Origin of the sequence: Diaphorobacter sp. (genome assembly GCF_050251835.1) — a bacterium.
In the GTDB taxonomy this organism is placed as follows: domain Bacteria; phylum Pseudomonadota; class Gammaproteobacteria; order Burkholderiales; family Burkholderiaceae_C; genus JBFXIE01.
Window position 1 is genome coordinate 126,404 of sequence record NZ_JBFWLZ010000001.1, and the last position, 26,428, is coordinate 152,831.

At 65.3% G+C, this 26,428-nt stretch carries 21 protein-coding genes and 1 tRNA gene; 10 read left to right on the top strand and 12 right to left on the bottom strand.

The genetic code is table 11. From position 1 onward, the window contains the following. Positions 1 to 8: 8 nt before the first annotated feature. The 9 genes from zapD to AB7E35_RS00690 form a co-directional block, all read right to left on the bottom strand. Complete coding sequence (gene zapD / locus AB7E35_RS00650) at positions 9 to 764, bottom strand: cell division protein ZapD (RefSeq protein ID WP_428166888.1); 756 nt, start codon at positions 762 to 764, stop codon at positions 9 to 11. A gap of 54 nt (positions 765 to 818) precedes the next feature. Next, a complete protein-coding gene (gene coaE / locus AB7E35_RS00655) occupies positions 819 to 1,454 on the bottom strand; it encodes a dephospho-CoA kinase (protein WP_428166889.1) in 636 nt (211 codons plus the stop codon). Then, positions 1,455 to 2,333 (bottom strand): prepilin peptidase, encoded by an 879-nt coding sequence (locus tag AB7E35_RS00660; protein ID WP_428161834.1) that lies wholly within the window; start codon positions 2,331 to 2,333, stop codon positions 1,455 to 1,457. Then, entirely contained in the window at positions 2,333 to 3,550 is a 1,218-nt protein-coding gene (locus tag AB7E35_RS00665; RefSeq protein WP_428161833.1) for a type II secretion system F family protein, read from the bottom strand. Before AB7E35_RS00665 ends, AB7E35_RS00660 begins: the two co-directional genes overlap by 1 nt. Before the next feature lie 23 nt (positions 3,551 to 3,573). Continuing rightward, on the bottom strand, positions 3,574 to 5,307 hold the full coding sequence (pilB, locus tag AB7E35_RS00670; RefSeq protein ID WP_428161832.1) for a type IV-A pilus assembly ATPase PilB: 1,734 nt from the start codon (positions 5,305 to 5,307) through the stop codon (positions 3,574 to 3,576). A gap of 255 nt (positions 5,308 to 5,562) precedes the next feature. Next, positions 5,563 to 6,057, bottom strand: a complete 495-nt coding sequence (locus tag AB7E35_RS00675; protein WP_428161831.1) for a dihydrofolate reductase — start codon at positions 6,055 to 6,057, stop codon at positions 5,563 to 5,565. Positions 6,058 to 6,130: 73 nt separating this feature from the next. Then, a complete protein-coding gene (locus AB7E35_RS00680) occupies positions 6,131 to 6,964 on the bottom strand; it encodes a thymidylate synthase (RefSeq protein ID WP_428161830.1) in 834 nt (277 codons plus the stop codon). A gap of 48 nt (positions 6,965 to 7,012) precedes the next feature. Beyond that, entirely contained in the window at positions 7,013 to 8,434 is a 1,422-nt protein-coding gene (locus AB7E35_RS00685; RefSeq protein ID WP_428166890.1) for an FAD-binding oxidoreductase, read from the bottom strand. Between the two features lie 12 nt (positions 8,435 to 8,446). Then, the gene (locus tag AB7E35_RS00690; protein ID WP_428161828.1) at positions 8,447 to 8,869 is read right to left on the bottom strand and encodes a DUF2069 domain-containing protein; all 423 of its coding nucleotides are present in this window, start codon (positions 8,867 to 8,869) and stop codon (positions 8,447 to 8,449) included. A 21-nt stretch (positions 8,870 to 8,890) separates the two neighbouring features. Between AB7E35_RS00690 and AB7E35_RS00695 the strand changes: the two genes are divergently transcribed. Further along, positions 8,891 to 10,189, top strand: a complete 1,299-nt coding sequence (locus AB7E35_RS00695) for a YihY family inner membrane protein (RefSeq protein ID WP_428161827.1) — start codon at positions 8,891 to 8,893, stop codon at positions 10,187 to 10,189. A gap of 24 nt (positions 10,190 to 10,213) precedes the next feature. On the opposite strand, the gene hpnE is transcribed toward AB7E35_RS00695, so the two are convergent. Both hpnE and hpnD read right to left on the bottom strand, forming a co-directional pair. Beyond that, on the bottom strand, positions 10,214 to 11,518 hold the full coding sequence (gene hpnE / locus AB7E35_RS00700; protein WP_428161826.1) for a hydroxysqualene dehydroxylase HpnE: 1,305 nt from the start codon (positions 11,516 to 11,518) through the stop codon (positions 10,214 to 10,216). Beyond that, positions 11,515 to 12,354 (bottom strand): presqualene diphosphate synthase HpnD, encoded by an 840-nt coding sequence (gene hpnD, locus AB7E35_RS00705; RefSeq protein WP_428166891.1) that lies wholly within the window; start codon positions 12,352 to 12,354, stop codon positions 11,515 to 11,517. Before hpnD ends, hpnE begins: the two co-directional genes overlap by 4 nt. 147 nt (positions 12,355 to 12,501) lie before the next feature. Between hpnD and AB7E35_RS00710 the strand changes: the two genes are divergently transcribed. After that, positions 12,502 to 13,392 (top strand): UDP-2,3-diacylglucosamine diphosphatase, encoded by an 891-nt coding sequence (locus AB7E35_RS00710; RefSeq protein ID WP_428161824.1) that lies wholly within the window; start codon positions 12,502 to 12,504, stop codon positions 13,390 to 13,392. A gap of 5 nt (positions 13,393 to 13,397) precedes the next feature. After that, positions 13,398 to 14,570, top strand: coding sequence for a glycosyltransferase (locus AB7E35_RS00715; protein ID WP_428161823.1), 1,173 nt, complete (start codon positions 13,398 to 13,400; stop codon positions 14,568 to 14,570). An 88-nt stretch (positions 14,571 to 14,658) separates the two neighbouring features. On the opposite strand, the gene hpnC is transcribed toward AB7E35_RS00715, so the two are convergent. Continuing rightward, a complete protein-coding gene (gene hpnC, locus AB7E35_RS00720; protein WP_428166892.1) occupies positions 14,659 to 15,552 on the bottom strand; it encodes a squalene synthase HpnC in 894 nt (297 codons plus the stop codon). An 87-nt stretch (positions 15,553 to 15,639) separates the two neighbouring features. On the opposite strand from hpnC, the gene AB7E35_RS00725 reads away from it, so the two are divergent. The 7 genes from AB7E35_RS00725 (at position 15,640) to lon (ending at position 26,333) form a co-directional block, all read left to right on the top strand. Beyond that, on the top strand, positions 15,640 to 16,944 hold the full coding sequence (locus AB7E35_RS00725) for an efflux RND transporter periplasmic adaptor subunit (protein WP_428166893.1): 1,305 nt from the start codon (positions 15,640 to 15,642) through the stop codon (positions 16,942 to 16,944). A gap of 10 nt (positions 16,945 to 16,954) precedes the next feature. After that, entirely contained in the window at positions 16,955 to 20,113 is a 3,159-nt protein-coding gene (locus AB7E35_RS00730) for an efflux RND transporter permease subunit (RefSeq protein WP_428166894.1), read from the top strand. Positions 20,114 to 20,202: 89 nt separating this feature from the next. Then, positions 20,203 to 20,289 (top strand) — tRNA-Leu (locus AB7E35_RS00735). A 78-nt stretch (positions 20,290 to 20,367) separates the two neighbouring features. Beyond that, the gene (gene tig, locus AB7E35_RS00740; RefSeq protein WP_428161819.1) at positions 20,368 to 21,678 is read left to right on the top strand and encodes a trigger factor; all 1,311 of its coding nucleotides are present in this window, start codon (positions 20,368 to 20,370) and stop codon (positions 21,676 to 21,678) included. 129 nt (positions 21,679 to 21,807) lie between these two features. Beyond that, positions 21,808 to 22,416: an ATP-dependent Clp endopeptidase proteolytic subunit ClpP gene (clpP, locus tag AB7E35_RS00745; RefSeq protein ID WP_428161818.1), complete on the top strand. Its 609-nt coding sequence runs from the start codon at positions 21,808 to 21,810 to the stop codon at positions 22,414 to 22,416. Between the two features lie 98 nt (positions 22,417 to 22,514). Then, the gene (clpX, locus tag AB7E35_RS00750; RefSeq protein ID WP_428161817.1) at positions 22,515 to 23,780 is read left to right on the top strand and encodes an ATP-dependent Clp protease ATP-binding subunit ClpX; all 1,266 of its coding nucleotides are present in this window, start codon (positions 22,515 to 22,517) and stop codon (positions 23,778 to 23,780) included. A 132-nt stretch (positions 23,781 to 23,912) separates the two neighbouring features. Continuing rightward, positions 23,913 to 26,333, top strand: a complete 2,421-nt coding sequence (gene lon, locus AB7E35_RS00755; protein ID WP_428161816.1) for an endopeptidase La — start codon at positions 23,913 to 23,915, stop codon at positions 26,331 to 26,333. Positions 26,334 to 26,428: the final 95 nt, after the last annotated feature.

Below are 26,428 nucleotides of genomic sequence, written 5' to 3' on the forward strand. Positions count from 1 at the left end.
TCAGTCCCTCAGGCGCACAGCGTCAGCTCAAAGGCTGCGGCCTCGGCGCTGGCGACCAGACGGCCGCCTTCTTCCTGGCGCATCAGCCGCACAGAAACGATGAGGCGGTTGCCGCTGATTTCCGGTATCAGCTGCAGCGCGGGATCGATTGCCAGGCGCAGCAGCTGGAAGGTGCGGCCCTGGGGCAGATTTTGCTGAAACTGGCCACGCTCGGCCGCGACCTTCTGGGGCAGGCCCGATTCGCGCATCAGGCGCAGCAGCAGATACACGGAGTTGGCCAGCGGGCCCAGCGAGGTTGCCCATTGCTGAAGGTCGTGCTGGCGCTGCACCGGCGCATGGTGCTGCCAGGCGTAGTAGGCGGGCAGGTCAAAGCCGCAGGTGCCGCCCGGAATGCCTACGCGGCTGCGAATGCTCATGAGCCAGTCGTTCTCGCTCAGTGCCTGTCCGGCTTTGCCGCTTTGGGCGCTGAGTGCGGCAAAGCAATGGTCGAGCTGGGCGATCACGCCGTCCAGCACGTCTTCGGAGATGGATGGGTTGCCTCGGTAGGCATCGAACTGGTGCTTGTGCTTTTCCAGGTCCTTGAGCACGTCGGTTTTCAGGTCGGCGCGTGCCGCTACGTCCATGACCTCGAACATCGTCACCAGCGCATAGTGGTGGTCCAGCGGATGGCTGCGCGCAATGAGCTCGTCCAGGCGGCGAAACAGTTGTTCAAGCCGCAGATAGGTTCTCAGACGTTCGTTGAAGGGGTATTCGTAAAGAATCACGCTACGGGGTTCCTGGATGCGCACAGTGTGGGGTGGGGCGCCGGCGCGAGCGCATCATAGCCCGAACAAACCGGCGATACGGCGTGCATTTGCCTGCAAATCAGCCAGCGTCAGCCCGTCGTTATAGACCACGATATCGGCTGCGGCGCGGCGCGCCGCGCGGCTGCTTTGCGTGGCCATGATGGCGCGGATAGCGTCCTCGGCCAGAGCGCTACGGGCCTGCACGCGGCTGATTTGTGTGTTCTCGCGGCAGTCCACCACCAGCACGGCATCCAGTTGGCGCGCCCAGCGCGGCGACTCGGTCAGCAGCGGAATGTCCAGCACGATAAGACGCAGGCCCGCCCGGGCTGCGTGGGTCACTGCCTGTGCGATGGCTTTGCCCACCAGCGGGTGGATGATGGCTTCCAGCCGCTGTTTGGCGCCCGGGTCGGCGAACACCAGCGAGCGCATGCGGGCGCGATCCAGCGCGCCAGAGCCGTCAACATAGTCTGCACCAAACTCGGCGCGTATTGCCGGAATGGCTGCGCCGCCGGGCTGCGTCACGCTGCGTGCAATGCCATCTGCGTCCACCAGCGCCGCGCCGCAGGCATGCAGCATGGCGGCAAAGGTGCTTTTGCCGCTGCCGATGCCGCCCGTCACGCCCAGCTGGAAGGGGCGCGGCGGCGGGGGAGAAGTGGTGTCGTCATCCATTCAAAACACAGAAAAAATGGCCTGCATGATCTGTGTCGGCCCCCACAACAGGGCAGCCAGTCCGCCGCCCACCAGAAACGGGCCGAAGGGCACGTATTTGCCTTCGCGCAGGTTGCTGGCCAGCTTCATGGCGATGCCCACGAGGGCGCCGATGACCGATGCCAGCAAGATGATGGGCACCAGCGCCTGCCAGCCAAACCAGGCACCCAGGGCGGCAAACAGTTTGAAGTCGCCAAAGCCCATGCCCTCCTTGCCCGTGGCGAGCTTGAAGCCCCAGTACACCGTCCACAGGGACAGGTAGCCCGCGGCCGCGCCGATCAAGGCGTCGGTCAGCGGCACGCCCGTCCAGCCCGGTATTGCGGCCAGCAGACCAGCCCACAGCAGGGGCTGGGTGATGCTGTCGGGCAGCAGCGTGGTGTCCCAGTCGATGAAGGCCAGCGTCACCAGCGCGGCGCAAAAGCCGCACCAGGCGGCGGTGGCCAGGCTCCAGCCCCAGCGCATGGCGCAGGCATAGAACAGGGCGGCGGTGACCAGTTCGACCAGCGGGTAGCGGGGGCTGATGCGCACCTGGCAACCTGAACAGCGCCCGCGCAGGGCGATGTAGCTGAGCACTGGGATGTTCTCGTACCAGCGCACTTCATGCCCGCAGGCGGGGCAGTGCGAGCGCGGTGTCAAGAGGTTGAAGGGCTGCGGTGGCGCAGCCGGTGCGTTGTCCGCCTGCAGGATCAGGCCGGTGTCGTGGGCGTATTGCGCGCATTCGTCAGCCCATTGCCGCTCCATCATGCGCGGCAGGCGATGGATCACCACATTGAGAAAGCTGCCGATGAGCAGGCCCAGAACGCCGACGAGCGCGGCGTCTGCCATTGCAATACCCGTCATCAGACCACTTGCCCCAGCTTGAAGATGGGCAGGTACATGGACACCACGATGCCGCCGATGAGCGAGCCCAGAAACACGATGATGATGGGCTCCATCAGGCTGGACAGGCCCGCTACCATTTCATCGACCTCGGCTTCGTAAAAATCGGCTGCCTTGCCCAGCATGTGGTCGATGGAGCCGGACTCTTCGCCAATCGCGCACATCTGCAGCACCATGGACGGGAACACGTTGGCATTGCCCATCGCGGCGGTGAGGCTGGAACCCGTGGAGACTTCCTGCTGGATTTTTTCGGTGGCTATGGCATAGACCGAGTTGCCGGACGCGCCGCCCACCGAGTCGAGGGCCTCGACCAGCGGAACGCCGGCTGCGAACATGGTGGACAGCGTGCGCGTCCAGCGCGCCACGCAGGACTTGTCGATCAGCGCCCCGAAGATGGGCAGTTTGAGCAGCACGCGATCCATCACGCGCTGCATTTTCTCGCTGCGTTTCCAGGCTTGCATGAAGAAGTAGAACCCGCCACCGATCACGCCGAAGATCAGCCACCAGTAGGCGACAAAAAACTCGCTGATCCCCATCACGAACAGCGTGGGGGCGGGCAGGTCGGCGCCGAACGAGGTGAAGACCTCCTTGAATGCCGGAATCACGAAGATCATGATGATGGTCACCACCACGAAGGCAACGATGATCACCGAGATCGGGTACATCAGCGCAGAGCGGATCTTGGACTTGATGGCCTCCGTTTTTTCCATGTACGTGGCCAGGCGATCGAGCAGCGCCTCCAGGATACCGGCCGCTTCGCCGGCCTCTACGAGGTTGCAGTAAAGGCTGTCGAAGTACATGGGGTACTTGCGGAAGGCCGCGTTGAGCGACGTGCCGGTTTCCACGTCTGCCCGGATGTCGTTGAGCAGCCGTGTCACAGCCGGGTTGGTGTTGCCGCGGCCCACGATGTCAAACGATTGCAGCAGCGGCACGCCAGCTTTCATCATGGTGGCCATCTGGCGCGTGAACAGCGCAATGTCCTTGGGCTTGATCTTCTTGCCGGCGCTCGTGCGGCGCTTTTTGATTTTGGTGGGCAGCACCCCCTGGCGGCGCAAGGTGGCCTTGACCTGGTTTTCACCCACGGCGCGAACCTCGCCACGCACGATCTTGCCGTGGCGGTCCTTGCCCTCCCATTCAAAGACAAAGTCCTTGATGTCCCTCGATGCAGCGGTCGCCATTGTGTTCTCTCGTTGAAAAGGGTTTACTCGTTCGTGACGGCCAGAACCTCTTCAAGAGAGGTCAGTCCCATTTTGGCCTTGTACAGCCCGGCCTCGCGCAGCGAGCGCACGCCCTCCAGGCGGGCTTGCTCCGCGATCTCCAGCGCGCTGCCGTCGCGCAAGATGATTCTCTGGATTTCTTCCGACACTGGCATGACTTGGTAGATGCCCACGCGGCCTTTGTATCCGTTGTTGCAGGCCGAGCAGCCCACGGGGCGGTAGGTGACCCAGGTGCCGTCGATTTCCTCGTCCTTGTAGCCTGCCTCCAGCAAGGTTTCGTGCGGAATGTCAGCCGGCACCTTGCAATTGGGGCACAGGCGCCGCGCCAGCCGCTGTGCCGAGATCAGAATCACGCTGGAAGCAATGTTGAACGGCGCAATGCCCATGTTGCGCATGCGTGTCAGCGTGGTGGGTGCGTCATTGGTGTGCAGGGTGGACAGCACCAGGTGGCCCGTCTGGGCCGCCTTGATCGAGATGTCGGCGGTTTCCAGGTCGCGGATTTCGCCCACCATGATGATGTCCGGGTCCTGGCGCAAAAAGGCCTTGAGCGCGGTGGCAAAGGTCAGCCCGGCCTTCTCGTTCACATTGACCTGGTTGACACCGGGCAGGTTGATTTCGGAGGGGTCTTCAGCCGTGGCAATGTTGACCCCGGGCTTGTTGAGCAGGTTCAGGCAGGTGTACAGCGACACGGTCTTGCCCGAACCCGTGGGCCCGGTCACCAGAATCATTCCGTAGGGCCGCCCGATGGCATGCAGCAGCCGTTCTTTTTCTTCGGGCTCGTAGCCCAGCGCATCGATGCCCAGTTTGGCGCTGCTGGGGTCCAGGATACGGATCACTATCTTTTCGCCAAACAGCGTGGGCAGGGTGCTCACGCGAAAGTCGATGACGCGATCCGGCCCCACCTTGAGCTTCATGCGGCCGTCCTGGGGCACGCGCTTTTCGGAGATGTCCATGCGCGAGATCACCTTGATGCGCGAAGCGAGTTTGTCCTTGATGGCGATGGGCGGCGAGGCGACTTCGCGCAATTCGCCGTCAATGCGAAAGCGCACCCGGTAATGGTGCTCATAGGGTTCAAAGTGCAGGTCGGACGCCCGCATGTTGAACGCGTCCAGCAGCATCTTGTGCAAAAACTTGACGATGGGTGCGTCTTCAACGTCGTTGTTGTCGGCGCTCTCTTCCTGAGTTTCTTCGATGGCAACGTCGCCAAATTCGAAGTCACTGTTACTGACAATGCTCTCCAGGGCCTCGTTGTTGGTTTTGGCCAAGGCGGCGATCAGCTTCATCAGCTTGTCGTATTCCCCAATGATCCAGTCCACCCCCATCTGGGTGGTGAACTTGATCTTCTCGGCCGCTTCCTGATTGGTGGGGTCGGCGGTGGCCACGATCAGGCGGTTATTGCGCTTGCCCAGTGCCACGACCCGCAAGGCCTGGCACAGCTTGATGTCCAGCAAATCCTGCGACAGGCGCTGACGGTCGATCGCATCCAGATCCACCAGCGGCGCACCGAAGATGGTGGACACCGTATGGGCCAGGTCACCGGGCGTTATTGCGTTGGAGGCCGTCAGCTCATCGATGAAGTGGGTACGCGCCTGTTGTGATTTTTTGTAAATCTCTTCTGCGGCATCCTGGCTGAGTTTTCCTACAGACATCAATGCCCGCGCCAGACCGGGCAGGGCAATTGGTTGAGCGACTTTCTGTGTGGTGTCTGCGGCAGCCATGTAACCTGTGGATTCTTATGGAAGAAACGGAAGCATACCTATCATCGCCGATCGTATTGGACGTGTATAGATTGCTCCGATTGTGCGTCGTGCAGCCGTGAGCACTGCCCGGCGCTGTTATTGGAAGCCAGTGCGCAAAAGTTCGTATCGTATTTCGATGCCGTGCGACCTGCGTAAGAAAAAGTGAGCAACTCCTGCTGGCGCGCGCGCTGTCGCGCCTCCCGGGTGGCCGCTTGAGCTGTGTTTCACGCGCTTTCACGCGCGGCGATGGAAGGTGACAAACTCAAATGGCAGCCCGCCCGCGCTCACATGGCTGCTGCGCGCGGTCGCCGTCCACTCGGGCCCCAGCGCGGGCGCGTGGGCGTCGCCCTCGTAGTTGCGGGCGATCTCGGTCACCTCCACGCGAGTGGCAAGGGGCAGTGCCTGGGCGTAGATTTGCGCGCCGCCGATGATCCAGGCCGCCGGGGCGCCAGATTGCTCTGCTATCTGTAGCGCATCATGCAGGCTGTGAGCGGGCTGGGCGCCGCGATCGCTCCAGCCTTTTTGCCGCGTCACAACGATGTTGGCGCGCCCCGGCAGCGGCCTAAAGCGTGGGGGCAGCGAGTCCCAGGTCTTGCGGCCCATGATCACCGGATGGCCCTGCGTCAGCTGCTTGAAGTGCGCCAGATCCTCGGGCAGGTGCCAGGGCATGGCGCCGTCCTTGCCGATCACGCCGTTGGCGGCGCGTGCGTAGATGAGGGCGATTTCCACGATATGTTCTATTGAAAAGTGGCTCCAGCCCTTGCGATAAAAGCGCTGGAAGCTATTTAATTGATAGTAGTGCTCACACCGCCACGGGCGCCTTGATGGCCGGGTGGCACTGGTAGTCGAGGACCTCGAAATCCTCGTACTCGTACTCGAAGATCGAATCCGGCCGGCGCTTGATGCGCAGGGTGGGATAGGCGTTGGGTTGGCGCGCCAGTTGCGTGCGTACCTGCTCAAAGTGGTTGCTGTAGATGTGGCAGTCGCCGCCGGTCCAGATGAAGTCGCCCACCTCCAGGTCGCACTGCTGGGCCACCATGTGGGTCAGCAGCGCGTAGCTGGCAATGTTGAAGGGCACGCCCAAAAAGATGTCGGCGCTGCGCTGGTACAGCTGGCAGCTCAGCTTGCCGCGCTGGCCCGGCGCCTGCGGCGGCGCCACGTAGAACTGAAAGAACGCGTGGCAGGGCATCAGCGCCATTTTGTCCAGATCGGCCACGTTCCAGGCGCTCACGATGATGCGGCGGCTGTCGGGGTTGGTCTTGAGGGTGTCGATCACCTGGCTGATCTGGTCGATGTGGCCACCGTCCGGTTGGGGCCAGCTGCGCCACTGCACGCCGTACACCGGGCCCAGGCTGCCGTCATCGCGCGCCCATTCGTCCCAGATGGTGCAGCCGCGCTCTTGCAGCCAGCGCACATTGCTGTCGCCGCGCAAAAACCACAGCAGCTCGAGGATGATGGACTTCAGGTGCACTTTTTTGGTGGTCACCAGCGGAAAGCCCTCGGCCAGGTCAAAGCGCATCTGGTGGCCGAACACGCTGCGCGTGCCGGTGCCGGTGCGGTCGCCTTTGGCCGCGCCGTGCTCGAACACATGGCGCATCAGGTCTTCGTATTGGCTGCGGATGGGGCGTGTGGTCATTGTTTGTATTGAAAGTGGCTCCAGCGCTTATCAGTCAAGCGCTGGCAGCTATTGTTTTTGAAAGATGCTGCCCGGGTTCATGATGCCCTGCGGGTCCAATGCCCGCTTGATGGCGCGCATCAGCCCCAGGGCCACGGGCGACTTGTACTGCGCCAGCTTGTCCGTCTTGAGCTGGCCCACGCCATGCTCGGCCGAAAACGAACCGCCAAACCGCGCCACCGCGTCATAGACCAGCGTGTTGACGCGGGCCTCCTGCGTGCGCAGGAACTCGCGCGCGTCGCCACCGGCGGGCGCCTGCACGTTGTAGTGCAGGTTGCCGTCGCCCAGGTGGCCGAAGTTGACCAGTCGCACCCCGGGGATTTCGCGCTGCAGCAAGGCATCGGCATGGTCCACAAAGTCAGGGATGCGCGAGATCGGCACCGATATGTCGTGCTTGATGTTCAGGCCTTCCTCGGCCTGCGCCAGCGGAATGCTCTCGCGGATGTGCCACAGCGCGTGCGCTTGCGACAGGCTTTCGGCCACCACGGCGTCCTGCACGCAGCCGTCTTCAAGCGCGGCCTCCAGCAGCGCCTCGAATCGCGCGCGGGCGTGGTTCTCGGATTCGCTGTCGCTGTTTTCCAGCAGCACGCACCAGGGCAATTCTTGCCGGTCGATGAAGGGCACGCGCAGCTGCGGCATGTGCCTGTTGACGAGCTGCAGCGCAAAGCGGCCCATCACCTCAAAGCCCGTCAGCCCCGCGCCCAGAAACTGGTGCGACAGGCCCAGCAGGCGCACCGCAGCGGCCATCGACGGCACGGCCGCCCATGCCGTGAGCTGCGCGGCCGGACGCGGAAACAGCTTCAGCGTGGCCGCCGTGATCACGCCCAGCGTGCCTTCGCTGCCGATGTACAGGTCGCGCAGGTCATAGCCGGTGTTGTCCTTGCGCAGGCCGCTCAGGCCGTCCCACACCTCGCCCTGTGCGGTGACCACCTCCAGGCCCAGGCACAGCTCGCGCGTGTTGCCGTAGCGCACCACCTGCGTGCCGCCGGCGTTGGTGCCCAGGTTGCCGCCGATGGTGCAGCTGCCCTCGGCCGCGAGCGACAGCGCAAACAGCAGGCCGGCCTTGTCCGCTGTCTCCTGCACGTTCTGCAGGATGCAGCCGGCCTCCACGGTCATGGTCAGGTTGCCGGGGTCGATGCCGCGCACGGCGTTCATCCGTGTCAGGCTCAGCACGATCTGGGTGCCGCTGGCGTCGGGCGTGCTGCCCACCGACAGGCTGGTGTTGCCGCCCTGCGGCACGATCGCGGTGCCCGCCGCGGCGCAGGCGCGCACCACCGCGGCCACCTCGGGCGTGGAGCCGGGCCGCACCACGGCCAGGGCCTTGCCGCGCGCGCGCTTGCGCCAATCCTGCTCGTAGGCGGCAAGGTCGCCATCGGCAAGCACATGGGCGGCGCCGACGATCTGGCGCAGAGTGTCGAGCAAGTCGGTCATGGGCTTAGTCTTTCAGGCGGATACGGCGGCGCGCGCGGCCCTGGCACCACGCAGGCGCAGCCGCACATGCAGCGCGCAGGCGGTGAACAGCAGCAGGCACAGCGCGATCTCGGCGCCCGCCAGCCAGTTGCCGGGGGGGGCATCGCTCCAGGCGCGCACCACGCCTTCGGTGAAGTACAGCCACACCATCAGGCTGACCCAGCGATAGGTGTACATGCGCCGCTTGAGCAGCCCCGCCAGCGGCACGGCCAGCGGCAGCGCCTTGAGCGCCAGCCACGAGCCGCCTGGGCGCAGCGGCGCCAGCCACAGCTCCCATGCCAGGCACAGCGCAATCAGCCCCAGCAGACTGCCCACGGCCAGCCAGCGCGTGGCAGCCACGTCGGGGGCGATGGCGGTTGCCGCCGTCGCGGCGGGCGGGGTGGTTTCGGTTTGCATGGGGCTGGCATCATATCGGCCATGCCCCTGCCCTTGCCCCCAAGCCTCGCGCAGCGACTGGAAAGTTGGCTGGTTCAGCTCTCGCGCTTTCCCTGGCGCACCACTGCGCACACCCTGCGCGCGCGTTTTCGCGAGGAACGCCTGGGTCTGACAGCCGGCAGCCTCACCTTCACCACGCTGCTGGCGCTGGTGCCGTTTGCGGTGGTGGCGCTGGCCATGTTCACCGTGTTTCCCATCTTTGCCGAGATGCAACTGGTGCTGCAGCGCTGGCTGATCGACAGCCTGGTGCCCGACAGCATCTCGCGCCCGGTGCTGGGCTACCTCACGCAGTTTGCCGACAAGGCGCGCGGGCTGGGGGTGGTTGGTTTCTCCAGTCTGCTGGTGACGGCGCTGGCGCTGATCCTCACCATCGACCGCACGCTCAACAACATCTGGCGCGTGCCGCGGCTGCGCCCGCTGGGCCAGCGCGTGCTGATCTACTGGGCGGTGCTGACGCTGGGGCCGCTGGTGCTGGCGGCCAGCCTGGCGCTGACCACCTCGGCGGCCAGCGCGGCGTCGCGCGGCCTTGGCAGCGCGCTGCCGGGCGGCGCGCGCCTGCTGTTCGATGCCATCGAGTTCTTTGTGCTGGCCGTCGGCATGGCGGCGCTGTACCGCTACGTGCCCAACACCCCGGTGCACTGGCGCCACGCCTGGGCGGGCGGCCTGTTTGTCGCCGTGGGCATGGAGCTGGCCAAGAAGGCGCTGGCGCTGTATCTGGCCTCGGTGCCCACGTACTCGGTGCTGTACGGCACGTTTGCCACGCTGCCCATTTTGCTGCTGTGGGTCTATGTGGCCTGGGTCATCGTGCTGCTGGGCGCGGTGGTGGCGGCCTACCTGCCCAGCCTGCTGACCGGCGTGGCACGGGGCGCGGGCGGACAGGGCTGGGTTTTCACGCTGGCCATCGAGGTGCTGCAGCAGCTGCACCGCGCCCGCCCGCAGCCACCCCACGGCCTGAGCGCGCTGCAACTGGCGCAGCAGCTGCGCGTGGATGTGCTGCAGGCCGGGGCCGTGCTGCAGACCCTGGCGGCGCTGGGCTGGGTGGCGCGGGTAGATGAAACCGCCGACCTGGCCAACCCCACCGACGGGGCCGACGCGCGCTACCTGCTGCTGGCCGACCCCGCCACCACGCACATGGAGCCGCTGGTGCAGCGCCTGTTGCTGGCCCGCACGCCGCCGCTGGAGCGACTGTGGGCCCACGCGGGGCTGGAGGTGCTGACCCTGGCCGACGTGCTGGCGCGCGAATCGCCGCCGCGGCCAGCTGAAATGCTATTGAAAGAGTAGCTTCCAGCGCTTGATCTATAAGCGCTAGGGCCTGATTTGACCCAAATCATGCACGGCCGCCGCACCCTGCAGAACTGCTCCCTCCAGCGTGGCCGGGTAGGGTCCGGCCACATAGTCGCCGCAGGCCTGCAGGCCGGGGGCGATCATGCGCGGCGGGCGTGCCAGGGCGGGCGTGCAGGCAAAGGTGGCGCGCTTTTCCACCACCGTTTTCACCACGCGCAGGCCGGGCAGGGCTAAATCTTCAGCGGCCTGGGCCAGCACGTCACGTTCCAGCGCGGCGCGCTCGCCCTCGAAGGCGCTGACCACAAACGCCAGCAGTCCCGCGTTGCCGTCCAGCCGCGCGCGGTCAAACACGAACTGCGCCGGCCGGCCGGCCCGCGTGCGCAGCGCCAGCATGGGGCGGGGCAGCAGCGGGCCCGGCGCTCCCGGCAGTTCGGCATACACCGTGGCGATGGCGCCAAAGCGCAGCACCTGCGCACCGTCAGCCCAGGCCTGCAGTGCGGGGCGCTGGGTGGCGGGGGCTGCGGCATCGGCCACCAGGCGGGCGGCCTCGGTGCTGCTGGTGGCCAGCAGCACGGCGTCGAACGCAATGCCGTCCACGCGCCAGCCGTGGGCGTCTTGCTCCAGCGATTGCACACGCCGGCCGGTGTGCACGGCGTGGCCGCGCTCTTGCAGCCAGCGCGCGGCGGGCTCGGGGAACAGCGCGCCCATGCTGATGCGCGGCAGCAGCAGGTGGGAGCCGCCGCGCCCGGCAAACAGGCCGTCGTGCAGTACGCGCAAAAACACCTGGCCGCAGGACTGGTCCACGGGCGTGTTCAGCGCCGACACGCACAGCGGCGCGATGAACTCATCCACCAGCCGCTGCGGCAGGCCCGCGCACAGATCCGCCACGCTGGCGCCCGGCGCGCACTGAAAGCCCGCCAGGCGCCAGCGTGCGGCGCGCGCCAACAGCGCGGCGCGCTCGCGCAGGCTCCAGCCGCGGGCGCGGGCAATGGCGGCCAGCGCATCCCAGGGCGGGGCCGCATCGGGCAGGGCCAGGCCGCTGCCGTCCGGGAACACCAGCGCCAGCGGCAGGCGCAGCAGGGCGGACTCAGGGGCCACACCCACGGTGCGCATCAGGCGCAGGCATTCGGCATAGGCGCCAATCAGGATGTGCTGGCCGTTGTCCAGCAGCAGGGATGCGCCGTCCGCGCGCTGGGCGGCCACGGCGCGCGCGCGCCCGCCCAGGGTGCGGCTGGTCTCGAACACGCTGACCGCGTGGCCTGCCTGGGCCGCATGCACGGCCGCTGCCATTCCGGCCCAGCCGGCGCCGACGAGGGCAAGCTTCACATCCGCCCCAGCGCCTGCACCTTCCACGCCAGCCAGAACTTGCGCAGTGGCGTCAGGCTGGTGCGCTGGTGCAGCACCTGGAAGTTGTCGGCCTCGATCTCGCGCAGCAGCGTGCGGTAGATGCTGGCCATCATCAGGCCGGGCTTTTGCGCGCGGCGGTCGGCCGTGGGCAGCAGGGCCAGGGCCTCGTCGTAGAGGCGGTGCGCGCGCTCGGCCTGAAAGCGCATCAGCGCGGTGAAGCGGTCGGAATATTCGCGCCTGGTGATCTCATGCGCTTTCACGTCGAACTGTTGCAGTTCGCTAATGGGCAGGTAGATGCGCCCGCGCAGGGCGTCCTCGCCCACGTCGCGGATGATGTTGGTGAGCTGAAACGCCAGGCCCAGCCGGTGCGCGTACTGCGTGGTGGCCTCCTGCGTCTGGCCGAAGATGCGCGCCGCCACCTCGCCCACCACGCCGGCCACCAGATGGCAGTAGCGCGACAGGCCCGCAAAGTCCAGGTAGCGCGTTTGCTCCAGATCCATCTGGCAGCCCTCGATCACGGCTTGCAGGTGACGCTGCTCGATGCCGTAGGTGCGGGCGTGCGGCATCAGTGCCTGCATCACCGGGTGGGTGGGCTGGCCGGCGAAGGCCTTGGCCACCTCGCCCTGCCACCAGGCCAGCTTGGCCTGGGCCACGCTGGCTTCGGAGACTTCGTCCACCACGTCGTCCACCTCGCGGCAAAAGGCGTAAAAGGCCGTGATGGCCGTGCGCCGGTCGCGTGGCAGGAACAAAAAGGCGTAATAGAAGCTGCTGCCAGAGGCGGCGGCCTTGTGCTGGACGTACTGATCAGGACTCATGGGCCGCGAATTGTCACACGGCATACGGCGCGGCACGCGACTGTGCCACCAGGGCAGGCAGGCGCCGCGTCAGGCTGTGGCAATGTCATCAAAAAGCCGTGCAAGTGTCACGCCGTCGTCGCAGCTCCTGCGGACGATAGGTCTCCTATGAAGCGCGACGATGCCTTCCTGAATGCCTGGGCCACTTCCCAGGCCGTGCCGCCAGACCATTCGGCTGACGAGGAGCACGACCCATCCCGCCCGCCGCTGCGCTACCGCACCCTGTGGATTTCCGACCTGCACCTGGGCACACCAGGCTGCCAGGCCAAGGCGCTGCTGGACTTTCTCAAGCAAACCGAGTGCGAAACGCTGTTTCTGGTGGGCGACATCATCGATGGCTGGCAGCTGCGCCGTCAGTGGTATTGGCCCCAGACGCACAACGACGTGGTGCAAAAACTGCTGCGCAAGGCGCGCAAGGGCACCCGCGTGATCTTCGTGCCCGGCAACCATGACGAATTTGCGCGCCGCTACGTCAACCTGAATTTTGGCGGCGTCGTCGTCGCCGAAGACTGGGTGCACGAAACGGCGGACGGCCGCAAGCTGTGGATCATCCACGGCGACCTGTTTGACGGCGTGATCCAGTGCGCCAAATGGCTGGCCTACGTGGGCGACAACCTGTATGAGTTCACGCTCAAGCTCAACCGGCACCTGAACACGCTGCGCGCGCGCCTGGGCCTGCCGTACTGGTCGCTGTCCAAATATCTCAAGCTCAAGGTCAAGCGCGCCGTGAACTATGTCGGCGACTTCGAGAGCGCCGTTGCCCGCGAGGCCCGCAAGCGTGGCTTGCAGGGCGTGGTGTGCGGCCATATTCACCATGCCGAGTTGCGCGAAATCGACGGCATTCTGTATGCCAACGACGGCGACTGGGTGGAAAGCCTCAGCGCGCTGGCTGAGCATGCCGACGGTCGGCTGGAGATCCTTCACTGGGCCGAGCACATGCCCGTGCAACGCAAAACCAGCGCCAAGACCCCGCAGGAAGTCCCTGTCACCACGATTTGATGTCCATGTCCCCTGAAGCCCCTGTGCTGGTTGAGTTGATTTATTTCAATGCGGGGGGCGGTCACCGCGCGTCCGCGCTGGCGCTGGAGGCTGCCATTGCCCGCGCCGGGCTGCCCTGGCGCGTCTGCCGCACCAATCTCTTTGAAGTGTTTGACCCCCAGGCCCGTTTTCGGCAGTGGACTGGCATGGACCCCGAGGAGCTTTACAACAAGCGCCTGGCGCGGGGCTGGACGCTGGGGCTGACGCATGAGTTGCGCCTGCTGCAGGGCATGATCCGCCTGAGCCACGAACGCATGGTGCAGGCGCTGCGCCACCACTGGGGCGAGCATCACCGCCCAGCGATGGTGGTGTCGCTGGTGCCCAACTTCAACCGATCCATGTCCGACGCGCTGGAGCGCGCCCTGCCGGGCACGCCTTTCGTCACCGTGATGACCGACCTGGCCGATTGCCCGCCCAGCTTCTGGATCGAGCCGCAGACCTCGCAGATCGTGGTGTGTGGCTCGCCGCATTCGGTGCAGCAGGCGCGCGCGGCCGGTGTGCCGCAGCAGCGCATCTGGGAGACCTCGGGCATGATTTTGGGCGAGCAGTTCTACGCCGATGTGCAGCAAGACCGCGCCGCCGAGCGTGTGCGCATGGGGCTGGACGCGCACAGCCCGGTCGGGCTGGTGCTGTTCGGCTCCGAGGGCTCCAAGGAAATGCTGCCGATCGCCCGTCGCCTGACCGACACGCCGCTCATCCTGGCCTGCGGGCGCAATGCCGAGCTGGCGCAAGCCCTGCGCGCCTTGAAGCGCAATGCGCCCACGGTGGTGCTGGACTTCACGCGCGAGATGGCGCGCATCATGCGTCTGGCCGACTTCTTCATTGGCAAACCCGGCAGCGGCAGCCTGAGCGAGGCGGTGCTCATGGGCCTGCCGCCCATCGTGGTACGCAACGCCTGGACCATGCCGCAAGAGCGCTTTTGCACCGACTGGGTGCGCGACAACGGCCTGGGCCTGGTGCTGCCGCACTTCAAGGCCATCGCGCCCGCGGTGCAGACCTTGCTGGCCGACCTGCCGCGCTACCAGGCTGCCACGCGCCGCATGCACAACCGCGCTGCATTCGAAGTGCCGCAGGTGCTGGCGCAGATACTGCACAACGCCGGCCAGCAGGCCAGGCAGGCCGAGCACCAGGCAGCGTGAGGGGTCGATGACCCCGGGTGACCCTGATGCGGGGCAAGTGCCCTTGCCGCAGGCTGCGCACTGGCCCTTGCGCTACGTCACCACATCACTACATCACTGCGGCCCGCCACAGCATGCGCGGGCCATCCCACGGCGTGATGCGGGGGCGCCGCAGCAAGCTGGCACCGCCCAGGGCCTGCACCTTGTCGAGGATGCGCAGGCCGCCCTGCACCACCAGGCGCAGTTCCCAGCCCGCACGGCCGGGCAGGCGGTGCACCAGCGGGCTGCCTTGCAACATCAGCGCGCGCGCCCAGGCGGCGCAGTCCAGCACCAGCCGGTCGCTGGCGGCCGATCGGCGCTGCGCGGCCAGGTCGGTGCGGGCCACGCCAAAGGCGGCGCAGTCGGCATCGGTGACGTAATGGCGTGCACGCGGCAAATCCACGCTCAGGTCCTGCCAGAAGTTGATGAGCTGCAGCGCGCTGCAAATGGCGTCGCTCTGGCGCAGCGCCAGGTCGTCGTGCACTTGGTACAGGTGCAGCAGCAGCCGCCCCACGGGGTTGGCCGAGCGGCGGCAGTACTGCAGTAGCGCAGCGCGGTCTGGGTAGGTGGCGCCGCCCTGGGTCATGGCCACGTCCTGCATGAAGGCGTCCAGCAGATCGTCCAGCAAATGCGTGGGCAGGCCGTGGCGCTGCAGCTGCACTTGCAACGGGCCGAAAACCGCCGCCCAGCGCTGCTGGGGCGCGGCGCCGGCGGCCACCGCCGCCAGTTCGGCTCGGTAGGCGGCCAGGTCGGCCAGCCGGGCGCTGGCCGTGGCCTCGCCTTCGTCTGCCAGGTCGTCGGCGGTGCGGGCAAAGGCGTAAATGGCAGCAATGGGCTGGCGCAGTTGCGGCGGGCACAAAAGCGATGCCACAGGAAAGTTCTCGTAGTGCGTGACCGGCGCCGCCACTGCCGCAGCGCTTGCAGGCTGGGGCGCCTTGCGCCCGGGGGATTCAGGATGTTTCACTCCGCCATTGTCGTGCTTGACAAGGCCGGCGGGCTGCTCATAGATTGTTACTAACCAGCCAGTCAGTAATTGCCCCCGGACTTTTTCATGAGCACACCCGCTGCACCGCGCGTACCGGCCTTGCCGTGGCCGCATCTACGACAGCCCCGCAACGGGGTTTTTTTGTGCTTGCCGGGCTTTCGGGGGGGGCAGCGTGCGCGCCGGGACGCGGCGCTGGCGGCGCCGGCCATGTGGGTGCTGGCTGCCGTGGTGCTGGCCGGTTGCTCGCGCAGTGAGCCCGTGCCCGAGCCGGTGCGCGCCGTCAAGCTGCTCGCGGTGGGCGTGGCGCCGCTGCAGATGCATCCGGAATACGCGGGCGAGGTGCGCGCGCGCATCGAGTCGCGCCTGGGGTTTCGCGTGGGCGGCAAGATCGTGCAGCGCCAGGCCGAGGTGGGCCAGCACGTGCTGGCCGGCCAGGTGCTGGCCCAGCTGGATCCGCGCGACTACGAGCTGGCCACGCAGGCCGCGCGCGCCCAGGTCGCTGCTGCCAGCACGCAGCGCGACCTGGCGGCGGCAGACTTTGAGCGCTATTCCCGGCTGCGGGCCGAGAACTTCATCAGCAGCGCCGAGCTGGATCGCCGCCAGGCCCAGCTGAAGGCAGCGCAGGCGTCGCTGGATCAGGCGCGTGCGCAGCTGGCCGCCCAGGGCAATCAGGCTGACTACACCCGCCTGGTGGCCGATGCGGCGGGCGTGGTGACCGGCGTGGATGCCGAGCCCGGCCAGGTGGTGGCCGCTGGCGCGCCGGTGGTGCGCGTTGCGTGCGACGGCCCACGCGATGCGGTATTTGCGGTGCCCGAGGACAAGGTGGGCCAGCTGCGCGTGGGCCAGCCGGTACAGGTGCGCGCCTGGTCGGCCGGTGCGCTGCTGCAGGGCCGCGTGCGTGAGGTGGCGGCCAGTGCCGACCCGGTGACGCGCACTTTTGTCGTCAAGGTGGCGGTGGATGGCCCCGACCTGCCGCCGCTGGGCGCCACGGTGTATGCGGCGCCGCAGGCGCTGGCGCCGGCCGCAGAAGGCGCGCAGGCCATCAAGCTGCCCACGAGCGCCCTGGGGCAGGAGGGCGGGCAGACGGTGGTGTGGGTGTTTGAGCCCCACAAGGCAGGCGCGGCAGGCTTGGCAGACGCGGGCGGCACCGTGCGCCCGCAGCCGGTGCAGATCGCCGCGGCCGACGGCAACCAGGCCGTGATTGCCGCCGGCCTGAGCCCCGGCATGCAAGTGGTGGCCACGGGCGTGCATGTGCTGTCGCCGGGGCAGCGGGTGACGGCATATAAGCCAAAAGTGCCTGAATCCCTTATGAATCCAGCGCTACCAGCTATCAATATGAAAGCGCCAGCGCCACCCGCCGCTGCGCGCTAAAGGGGCCGCCATGCAGCAGACGCAGCCCAAGCCGGGCTTCAATCTGTCGCGCTGGGCGCTGGAGCATGCGGCGCTTACGCGTTACCTGATGGTGGTGCTGATGCTGCTGGGCTTTGCCGCGTACTTTCAGCTGGGGCAGGACGAAGACCCGCCGTTCACCTTTCGCGCGATGGTGGTGCGCACCTACTGGCCCGGCGCCACGGCGCAGCAGGTGGCCGAGCAGGTGACCGACAAGATCGAGCGCACCCTGCAGAAGGTGCCCTATGCCGACAAGATTCGCAGCTACAGCAAGCCGGGTGAGTCGCAGATCATCTTTGAAATCAAGGACTCGTCCAGGCCCGCAGAGGTGGCCAACGTCTGGTACCAGGTGCGCAAGAAGGTAGGCGACATGCGCAGTCAGCTGCCGGGCAACATTCAGGGGCCGTTTTTCAACGACGAGTTTGGCGATGTGTTTGGCGTGATCTATGCGTTGCAGGGCGAAGGCTTCAGCTACGCCGAGCTCAAGGACTTTGCCGACGACGTGCGCCAGCAGCTGCTGCGCGTGAAGGACGTGGCCAAGGTCGAGCAGTTTGGCGTGCAGGAGGAGCGCGTCTGGGTCGAGGTCTCGCAAAAGCGCCTGGCGCAGCTGGGGCTGGACTTCAACGCCGTGCTGCAGCAACTGGGCGCGCAGAACGCGGTGGAGAGCGCGGGCGTGATCCAGTCGCCGCAGGACATGGTGCAGGTGCGCGTGGATGGCCAGTTCACCAGCGTGGAGCAGTTGCGCGCGATGCCGATCCGCGGAGGCTCAGGCGCGCAGCTGCGTCTGGGCGACATTGCCGAGGTGCGCAGGGGCTATGTGGAACCGCCGGGGGTGAAGGTGCGCTTCCAGGGGCACGAGGTCATCGGCCTGGGCATCTCCATGGCCAAGGGCGGCGACATCATCCGTCTGGGCAAGGCGCTGCGTACCGCGGCGGCCGACATCCAGGCACGGCTGCCGGCCGGCGTGCAGCTGCACCAGGTGCAGGACCAGCCCGCAGCCGTGGCCGAGTCGGTGGGCGAGTTCATCCAGGTGCTGATCGAGGCCGTGGTGATCGTGCTGGCCGTGAGCTTCATCTCGCTGGGGCTGCACAAGGGGGGTCGTTTTGGCTGGCACGTGGACTACCGCCCGGGGCTGGTGGTGGCGATCACCATTCCGCTGGTGCTGGCGGTTACCTTCCTGGCCATGCACTACCTGGGCATCGGGCTGCACAAGGTGTCGCTGGGCTCGCTGATCATCGCGTTGGGCCTGCTGGTGGACGACGCCATCATTGCCGTCGAGATGATGGTGCGCAAGATGGAGGAGGGCTACGACAAGGTGCGCGCCGCCACGTTTGCGTATGACGTGACGGCCAAGCCCATGCTGACGGGCACGCTCATCACGGCGGCGGGTTTCTTGCCCATCGGTATCGCCAGATCGGTCACGGGTGAGTACACCTTCGCGATTTTTGCGGTGACGGTGATCGCTCTGGTGCTGTCGTGGATCGTGTCGGTGTACTTCGTGCCCTACCTGGGCACACTGCTGTTGAAGGTGAAGCCCCACGCCAGTCATGCGCCTGACGCGCCGCCGCCCGAGCTGTTCGACACGCCGTTCTACCACCGCTTTCGGCAGATGGTGGACTGGTGTGTGGCGCACCGCTGGATCACCATCGGCGCTACTGCCGTCATCTTCACGCTGGGGCTGGCGGGCCTGGGACGCGTGCAGCAGCAGTTCTTTCCGGACTCCAGCCGGCCGGAAATCATGGTGGAACTGTGGTTCCCCGAGGGCACATCCTTTGCCGCCAATGAGGCCGTGGTGCGTCGGCTGGAGCAACGCCTGATGGAGCAGGATGAGGTGGCCAGCGTGGCCGCCTGGGTGGGCTCGGGCACGCCGCGCTTTTACCTGCCGCTGGACCAAGTGTTCCCCCAGCCCAACGTATCGCAGTTCATCGTGCTGGCCAAGAGCCTGCCAGAGCGCGAGTCACTTCGCCTGCGCCTGCATCGCGTGCTGGCCGAGGAGGTTCCCGAGGCGCGTGGGCGCGTCAAGCTGCTGCCCAACGGCCCCCCCGTGCCCTACCCGGTGCAGTTTCGCGTGGTGGGCAGCGACCCGGCCGCGCTGCGCGAGCGCGCCGACGAGGTGAAGGCGCTGATGCGCGGCAACGCCAACCTGATTGGCGTGAACGACAACTGGAACGAAGCGGTGAAGGTGATCCGCCTGGAGGTGGACCAGGACAAGGCGCGCGCGCTGGGGGTGACCAGCCAGTCCATCGCGCAGGCGTCCCGCATCATGTTCAGCGGCACCACGGTGGGGCAGTACCGCGAGGGCGACAGGCTCATCGAGATCGTGCTGCGCCAGGCGCAGGACGAGCGCGAGGCGATCTCCGACATCGGCAACGCCTACCTGCCCACGGCTTCGGGCCGCTCCATTCCGCTCACCCAGATCGCCAGACTCGTGTTTACCTGGGAGCCGGGCGTCATGTGGCGCTGGAATCGCAACTACGCCATCACCGTGCAGGGTGATCTGGTGGAGGGGTTGCAAGGCGCCACCGTCACGGCGCAACTGTTGCCGCAGCTGCGTGCGCTGGAGGCACGCTGGCAGGAGGCCGGCGAAAACGGCGTGCGCATCGAGGTCGCGGGCGCGGTGGAAGAAAGCAGCAAGGGCTCTGCCTCCATCGTGGCGGGCGTTCCCGTCATGCTGTTCATCGTGTTCACGCTGCTCATGCTGCAGCTCCATAGCTTCAGCCGATCGGCATTGGTGTTCCTGACCGGCCCGCTGGGGATTGCGGGGGTGGCTGCGGCGCTGCTGCTATTGAACCGGCCCTTCGGCTTTGTAGCGCTGCTGGGGGTGATCGCTCTCATGGGCATGATCCAGCGCAACTCGGTGATCCTGATTGACCAGATCGAGCTCAACCGCGCGGCCGGCGTGCCGGCGTGGGACGCCATCGTGGCGGCAGCGGTGTGGCGCCTGCGGCCCATCGTGCTCACGGCGGCGGCGGCGGTGCTGGCCATGATTCCACTCTCTCGCAGCGTGTTTTGGGGGCCGATGGCCGTGGCCATCATGGGCGGCCTGGTCGTGGCCACGGTGCTCACGCTGCTGGCACTGCCCGCGATGTATGCAGCGTGGTTCAGGGTGCGCAGGCCCGATCCGCAGGCGCTTGAAGGCGATGGCGCTTGAGGGTTGGGTGCAAGTGGTTAAAATCCGCCGCTTTACCTAATTTCACCGGGGTGGCCAGCTGTGCCAGTCACCCGGGTGGCATGAGAGAAGCGCGGGTGGCGAAATTGGTAGACGCACCAGGTTTAGGTCCTGACGCCAGCAATGGTGTGGGGGTTCGAGTCCCCCCCCGCGCACCAACGTGAGACTTTGGCGGAGCGTGGTGCAGGCTTGCACTGCAAGCGTGCAAGGTCCACACCCAGACCCTAGGAACAACCATGGCCGTAACTGTTGAAACCCTTGAAAAGCTCGAGCGCAAGATCACGCTGAGCCTGCCCCTGACCACCATCCAGACCGAAGTGGACTCGCGCCTCAAGCGTCTGGCACGTACCGTGAAGATGGATGGCTTTCGCCCCGGCAAGGTCCCCATGAGCGTGGTGGCCCAGCGCTATGGCTATTCGGTGCAGTACGAGGTGCTGAACGACAAGGTCGGCGAGGCCTTTGCCCAGGCCGCCAACGAGGCCAACCTGCGAGTGGCAGGCCAGCCGCGCATCACCGAGAAAGAGGGCGCGCCGGAAGGTCAGGTCACTTTTGATGCCGTGTTCGAGGTGTTCCCTGAAATCAAGCTGGGCGATCTGACCGCCGCCGAGGTGGAAAAGCTGTCTGCCGAAGTGACAGACGGCGCCATCGACAAGACCGTCGAAATCCTGCGCAAGCAGCGCCGCACCTTCGCCCAGCGCGCACAGGGCGCGCCCGCCGAAGACGGCGATCGCGTCACGGTGGACTTTGAAGGCAAGATCGACGGTGAGCCATTCCAGGGCGGCAAGGCGGAGGACTTCCAGTTTCTGGTGGGCGAAGGCCAGATGCTCAAGGAGTTTGAAGATGCCGTGCGCGGTATGAAGTCGGGCGAGAGCAAGACCTTCCCGCTGGCCTTCCCCGAGGACTATCACGGCAAGGACGTCGCCGGCAAGACGGCCGACTTCATGGTCACCGTGAAGAAGATCGAGGCAGCCCATCTGCCCGAGCTCAATGAGCAGCTGGCCAAGTCGCTGGGCATTGCCGACGGCACCGTGGAAGGCCTGCGTGCCGACATCAAGAAAAACCTGGAACGCGAAGTCAAGTTCCGTCTGCTGGCGCGCAACAAGCAGGCGGCGATGGACGCGTTGTTGTCCAAGGCAGAGCTGGATCTGCCCAACGCCAGCGTGCAGGCCGAGATCGCCCGCCTGCTGGAAGGCGCACGCGCCGAACTGAAGCAGCGCGGCATCAAGGATGCCGACAAGGCCGAGATTCCCGAAGATGTGTTCCGCCCCCAGGCCGAGCGCCGTGTGCGTCTGGGGTTGGTGGTGGCCGAGCTGGTGCGCGCCAATAACCTGCATGCCAAGCCAGAGCAACTGAAATCCCACATCGACGAGCTGGCCGCCAGCTACGAAAAGCCTGAGGATGTGGTGCGCTGGTACTTCAGCGACCGCAACCGCCTGGCCGAGGTGGAAGCCGTAGTTGTCGAGAACAATGTGACCGACTTCGTGCTGAGCCAGGCCAAGGTGACCGAGAAGGCGGTGTCTTTCGACGAACTGATGGGTCAGGCCTGATCTGCTTGCCCTCCCCGTGCCTCAAGCCCCGGGTAAGGGTGAGGCGGGTGGGCCTTGCGGGGCTTGTGCTTTACGGCACAAGCCCCAGTTCATTTTCTGGGTACAGTATCCGCCTGACTGGAGAAACGTATGAGCGCATTGGAAACGCAGGCCTTGGGCATGATCCCCATGGTCATCGAGCAATCGGGCCGCGGAGAGCGGTCCTACGACATTTATTCGCGCCTGTTGAAAGAGCGCGTGATCTTCCTGGTGGGCGAGGTCAATGACCAGACGGCCAATCTGGTGGTCGCGCAGCTGCTGTTTCTGGAGAGCGAGAACCCCGACAAGGACATCTCGTTCTACATCAACTCCCCCGGCGGCAGCGTGACGGCAGGCATGGCGATCTACGACACCATGCAGTTCATCAAGCCCGACGTGTCCACGCTGTGCTGCGGCTTTGCCGCCAGCATGGGCGCCTTCTTGCTGGCAGCGGGCGCCAAGGGCAAGCGGTTTTCGTTGCCCAACTCCAAGATCATGATCCACCAGGTGCTGGGCGGTGCGCGTGGGCAGGCGACTGACATCGAGATCCACGCACGCGACATTCTGCGCACCAAGGAGCAGATGAACCGCATCCTGGCCGAGCGCACCGGCCAGCCGGTCGAGAAAGTGAAGGCGGACACCGAGCGCGACTATTTCATGACCGCTGACGAGGCCAAGGACTACGGCATCGTCGATCAGGTGGTTTCCAAGCGTTCCTGAGCTTGTGGCTTGCCGGGCGTGGCGTTTCCCTCACGGGGAGCGCCCTTTTTTGTTTCGTTATTATCTTGACAACATCCCTGTCATAAGGCACTGCTCCCATGGCCGATAAAAAAGGCTCCTCCAGCGAAAAAACCCTTTACTGCTCTTTTTGCGGCAAAAGCCAGCATGAAGTGAAGAAGCTGATCGCCGGTCCGTCAGTCTTTATTTGCGACGAGTGCATTGACCTGTGCAATGAGATCATTCGCGATGAACTGCCCGCGGGCGAGGCTGCCCGCGACGGCCGCGGCGATCTGCCCACGCCAGTCGAGATCAAGACGAATCTCGACAACTATGTGATTGGTCAGGAAACGGCCAAGCGCACCCTGGCGGTAGCGGTGTACAACCACTACAAGCGCCTGCGTCACAAGGACAAGGCGGGCAAGGACGATGTCGAGCTGTCCAAGAGCAACATCCTGCTCATCGGCCCGACGGGTTCGGGCAAAACCTTGCTTGCGCAAACGCTGGCGCGCATGCTTGATGTGCCCTTCGTGATGGCAGACGCCACCACGCTGACCGAAGCCGGTTACGTGGGTGAGGATGTGGAGAACATCGTCCAGAAGCTGCTGCAAAGCTGCAACTACGACGTGGAGCGCGCGCAGCGCGGCATTGTGTACATCGACGAGATCGACAAAATCTCGCGCAAGTCCGACAACCCCAGCATCACACGCGACGTGTCGGGCGAGGGAGTGCAGCAGGCGCTGCTCAAGCTCATCGAAGGCACCATGGCCAGCGTGCCGCCGCAGGGCGGGCGCAAGCACCCGAATCAGGACTTTCTGCAGATCGACACGACCAACATTCTGTTCATTTGCGGTGGTGCGTTCGCGGGGCTGGAAAAAGTCATCGAGAACCGCACCGAGGCCTCGGGCATCGGCTTTGGTGCCGCCGTGCGCAGCAAGCAGCAGCGGTCTCTGACAGAAGTTTTTCAGGACATCGAGCCGGAAGACCTGATCAAGTTCGGTTTGATTCCCGAACTGGTGGGCCGCCTGCCCGTGGTGACGGCGCTGGCCGAACTGAGCGAGGAAGCGCTGGTGCAAATCCTCACCGAGCCCAAGAACGCGCTGGTGAAACAGTACGGCAAACTGCTTGCCATGGAGGGCGTGGACCTGGAGATCCGGCCCGCGGCGCTGCGGGCCATTGCCCGCAAGGCGATTGCGCGCAAGACCGGTGCGCGGGGGCTGCGTTCCATCCTGGAGCAGGCGTTGATTGGCACCATGTTTGACCTGCCCAATGTCTCCAATGTGGACAAGGTGGTGGTGGACGAGGTCACCATTGAAGAAAACAAGGCCCCCTTGCTGGTCTATCACGAGGCGGCCAAATCTGCCTGAGAGCGGCCGGGTCACCTGATGTGTGGTGACTTGCTGTCGCGTCGGCCTGCCGTCAACCCTTTGCGGATGTGTCGCAGGGTTGAAAATCAATGTCCGTGGACAATATTCCATGGACTTACCTGAGGATTGCCCATGTCCGGACATACGCCCTTGCCCGCCACGCCACTGGATCTGCCACTATTGCCATTGCGCGATGTGGTGGTCTTTCCACACATGGTGATTCCCTTGTTTGTGGGGCGTCCCAAGAGTATCAAGGCCCTCGAAATGGCCATGGATGCCGACCGCCGCATCATGCTGGTCGCCCAGAAGGCGGCTGCCAAAGACGAACCCCAGGTCTCCGACATGTTCGAGGTGGGGTGCGTTTCCACCATCCTGCAGATGCTCAAGCTGCCTGACGGCACGGTCAAAGTGCTGGTGGAAGGCCAGCAGCGAGCCCAAGTGGCGGCGGTGCATGACGAAGAGTCGCATTTCACTGCGACGGTGACCCCTGTGCAGCCCGCAGGCGAAGATGCCAGGCCGAGCGAAATCGAGGCCCTGCGCCGCGCCGTGATGCAGCAGTTTGACCAGTACGTCAAGCTGAACAAGAAGATCCCGCCAGAAATACTGACCTCGATCTCCAGCATCGATGATCCGGGTCGCCTGGCCGACACCATTGCCGCACATCTGCCGCTGAAGCTGGAGAGCAAGCAGCTTGTGCTTGACCTGGCGGACATCAAGCAGCGGCTTGAGAACCTTTTTGAGCAGCTCGACCGCGAGGTGGACATCCTCAACGTGGACAAGCGCATCCGCGGCCGTGTGAAGCGCCAGATGGAAAAGAACCAGCGCGACTTCTATCTGAACGAGCAGGTCAAGGCTATCCAGAAGGAGCTGGGCGAAGGCGAAGAGGGCGCCGACATCGAAGAGATCGAGAAGAAGATCAAGGCCGCCAAGATGCCCGTCGAGGCGCGCAAGAAGGCGGAGGCCGAGTTCAAGAAGCTCAAGCTGATGTCGCCCATGTCGGCCGAAGCCACAGTCGTGCGCAATTACATCGATGTGCTCACCGGTTTGCCGTGGAGCAAGAAAACCAAGGTCAACCACAACCTGGCGCACGCCGAACAGGTGCTCAACGAAGACCACTACGGCCTCGAGAAGGTCAAGGATCGCATCCTCGAATACCTCGCGGTGCAGCAGCGCGTGGACAAGGTGAAGGCGCCGATTCTGTGCCTGGTGGGCCCGCCGGGCGTGGGCAAGACGTCGTTGGGGCAGTCGATTGCCAAGGCTACGGGCCGCAAGTACGTGCGCATGGCCCTGGGAGGCATGCGCGACGAGGCCGAGATTCGCGGCCACCGCCGCACCTACATTGGCGCCATGCCGGGCAAGGTGCTGCAAAGCCTGAACAAGGCGGGCACGCGCAATCCGCTGTTTTTGCTCGATGAGATCGACAAATTGGGTATGGATTTTCGGGGCGACCCATCCAGCGCGCTGCTGGAGGTGCTCGATCCCGAGCAGAACCACAAGTTCGGCGATCACTACGTCGAGGTGGACTTCGACCTGTCCGACGTGATGTTCGTGGCCACGTCCAATTCGATGAACATTCCGCCGGCCTTGCTCGACCGCATGGAGGTGATCCGCCTCTCCGGCTATACCGAGGACGAAAAGGTCAACATCGCCACCCGGTACCTGTTGCCCAAACAGATGGGCAACAACGGTCTGAAGGACGAGGAACTGCAGGTGGCCGATTCTGCGGTGCGGGACATCGTGCGCTACTACACGCGTGAGGCGGGCGTGCGCTCGCTCGAGCGCGAGCTGTCCAAAATTTGCCGCAAGGTGGTCAAAGCATTGCAGCTCAAGCAGGTGCGGTCGCAGGTGGTGGTGTCTGCAGACAACCTGGCCGACTACCTGGGCGTGCGCAAATTCAGTTACGGCCGTGCCGAGCAGCAAAACCAGATTGGTCAGGTGGTCGGTTTGGCATGGACCGAGGTGGGCGGTGACCTGCTCACCATTGAAGTGGCGACCATGCCCGGCAAGGGCAACATCACGCGCACCGGTTCGCTGGGCGACGTGATGAAAGAGTCGGTAGAGGCAGCGCGCACCGTGGTGCGCAGCCGCGCACGCGCCCTGGGCATTCGCGATGACGCGTTTGAAAAACGTGACATGCACATCCACGTGCCGGATGGGGCGACACCCAAGGACGGACCGAGCGCCGGTATTGCCATGACCACGGCCATTGTCTCCGCGCTGACGGGCATTCCCGTGCGGGCCGATGTGGCCATGACCGGTGAGATCACCCTGCGTGGCGAGGTCACCGAGATTGGTGGTCTGAAGGAAAAGCTGCTGGCTGCCCTGCGTGGGGGCATCAAGACGGTGCTGATCCCGCAGGAGAACATGAAGGATCTGCAGGAGATCCCCGAAAACGTCAAGAGCGGCCTGGAGATCGTGCCGGTGAAGTGGATCGACAAGGTGCTGGAAGTGGCGCTGGAGCGCAAACCCATTGCGCTGACCGACGAGGAAGTGGCAGCGTCAGTGCCAGTCGCCGCGGGCGATGAGGTGGCGCGCGGTTCTGTGAAACATTGATGGAAAAGTTGCGTGGTTTCTCTTGGCGCATCAAAAAACTACGCTACAATTCAGTTCATCGGCGCTAAGCGTTATATAATGCAAGGCTTCGATAA

Bases quoted from the DNA above. Each gene is read 5' to 3' on its own strand.
- AB7E35_RS00690 (WP_428161828.1), bottom strand. From the start codon at position 8,869: ATGCAAACCGAAACCACCCCGCCCGCCGCGACGGCGGCAACCGCCATC.
- coaE (WP_428166889.1), bottom strand. From the start codon at position 1,454: ATGGATGACGACACCACTTCTCCCCCGCCGCCGCGCCCCTTCCAGCTG.
- AB7E35_RS00730 (WP_428166894.1), top strand. From the start codon at position 16,955: ATGCAGCAGACGCAGCCCAAGCCGGGCTTCAATCTGTCGCGCTGGGCG.
- AB7E35_RS00725 (WP_428166893.1), top strand. From the start codon at position 15,640: ATGAGCACACCCGCTGCACCGCGCGTACCGGCCTTGCCGTGGCCGCAT.
- lon (WP_428161816.1), top strand. From the start codon at position 23,913: ATGTCCGGACATACGCCCTTGCCCGCCACGCCACTGGATCTGCCACTA.
- clpX (WP_428161817.1), top strand. From the start codon at position 22,515: ATGGCCGATAAAAAAGGCTCCTCCAGCGAAAAAACCCTTTACTGCTCT.
- AB7E35_RS00710 (WP_428161824.1), top strand. From the start codon at position 12,502: ATGAAGCGCGACGATGCCTTCCTGAATGCCTGGGCCACTTCCCAGGCC.
- pilB (WP_428161832.1), bottom strand. From the start codon at position 5,307: ATGGCTGCCGCAGACACCACACAGAAAGTCGCTCAACCAATTGCCCTG.
- clpP (WP_428161818.1), top strand. From the start codon at position 21,808: ATGAGCGCATTGGAAACGCAGGCCTTGGGCATGATCCCCATGGTCATC.
- AB7E35_RS00660 (WP_428161834.1), bottom strand. From the start codon at position 2,333: ATGACGGGTATTGCAATGGCAGACGCCGCGCTCGTCGGCGTTCTGGGC.
- AB7E35_RS00695 (WP_428161827.1), top strand. From the start codon at position 8,891: ATGCCCCTGCCCTTGCCCCCAAGCCTCGCGCAGCGACTGGAAAGTTGG.
- AB7E35_RS00665 (WP_428161833.1), bottom strand. From the start codon at position 3,550: ATGGCGACCGCTGCATCGAGGGACATCAAGGACTTTGTCTTTGAATGG.
- tig (WP_428161819.1), top strand. From the start codon at position 20,368: ATGGCCGTAACTGTTGAAACCCTTGAAAAGCTCGAGCGCAAGATCACG.
- hpnD (WP_428166891.1), bottom strand. From the start codon at position 12,354: ATGAGTCCTGATCAGTACGTCCAGCACAAGGCCGCCGCCTCTGGCAGC.
- AB7E35_RS00715 (WP_428161823.1), top strand. From the start codon at position 13,398: ATGTCCCCTGAAGCCCCTGTGCTGGTTGAGTTGATTTATTTCAATGCG.
- AB7E35_RS00680 (WP_428161830.1), bottom strand. From the start codon at position 6,964: ATGACCACACGCCCCATCCGCAGCCAATACGAAGACCTGATGCGCCAT.
- AB7E35_RS00685 (WP_428166890.1), bottom strand. From the start codon at position 8,434: ATGACCGACTTGCTCGACACTCTGCGCCAGATCGTCGGCGCCGCCCAT.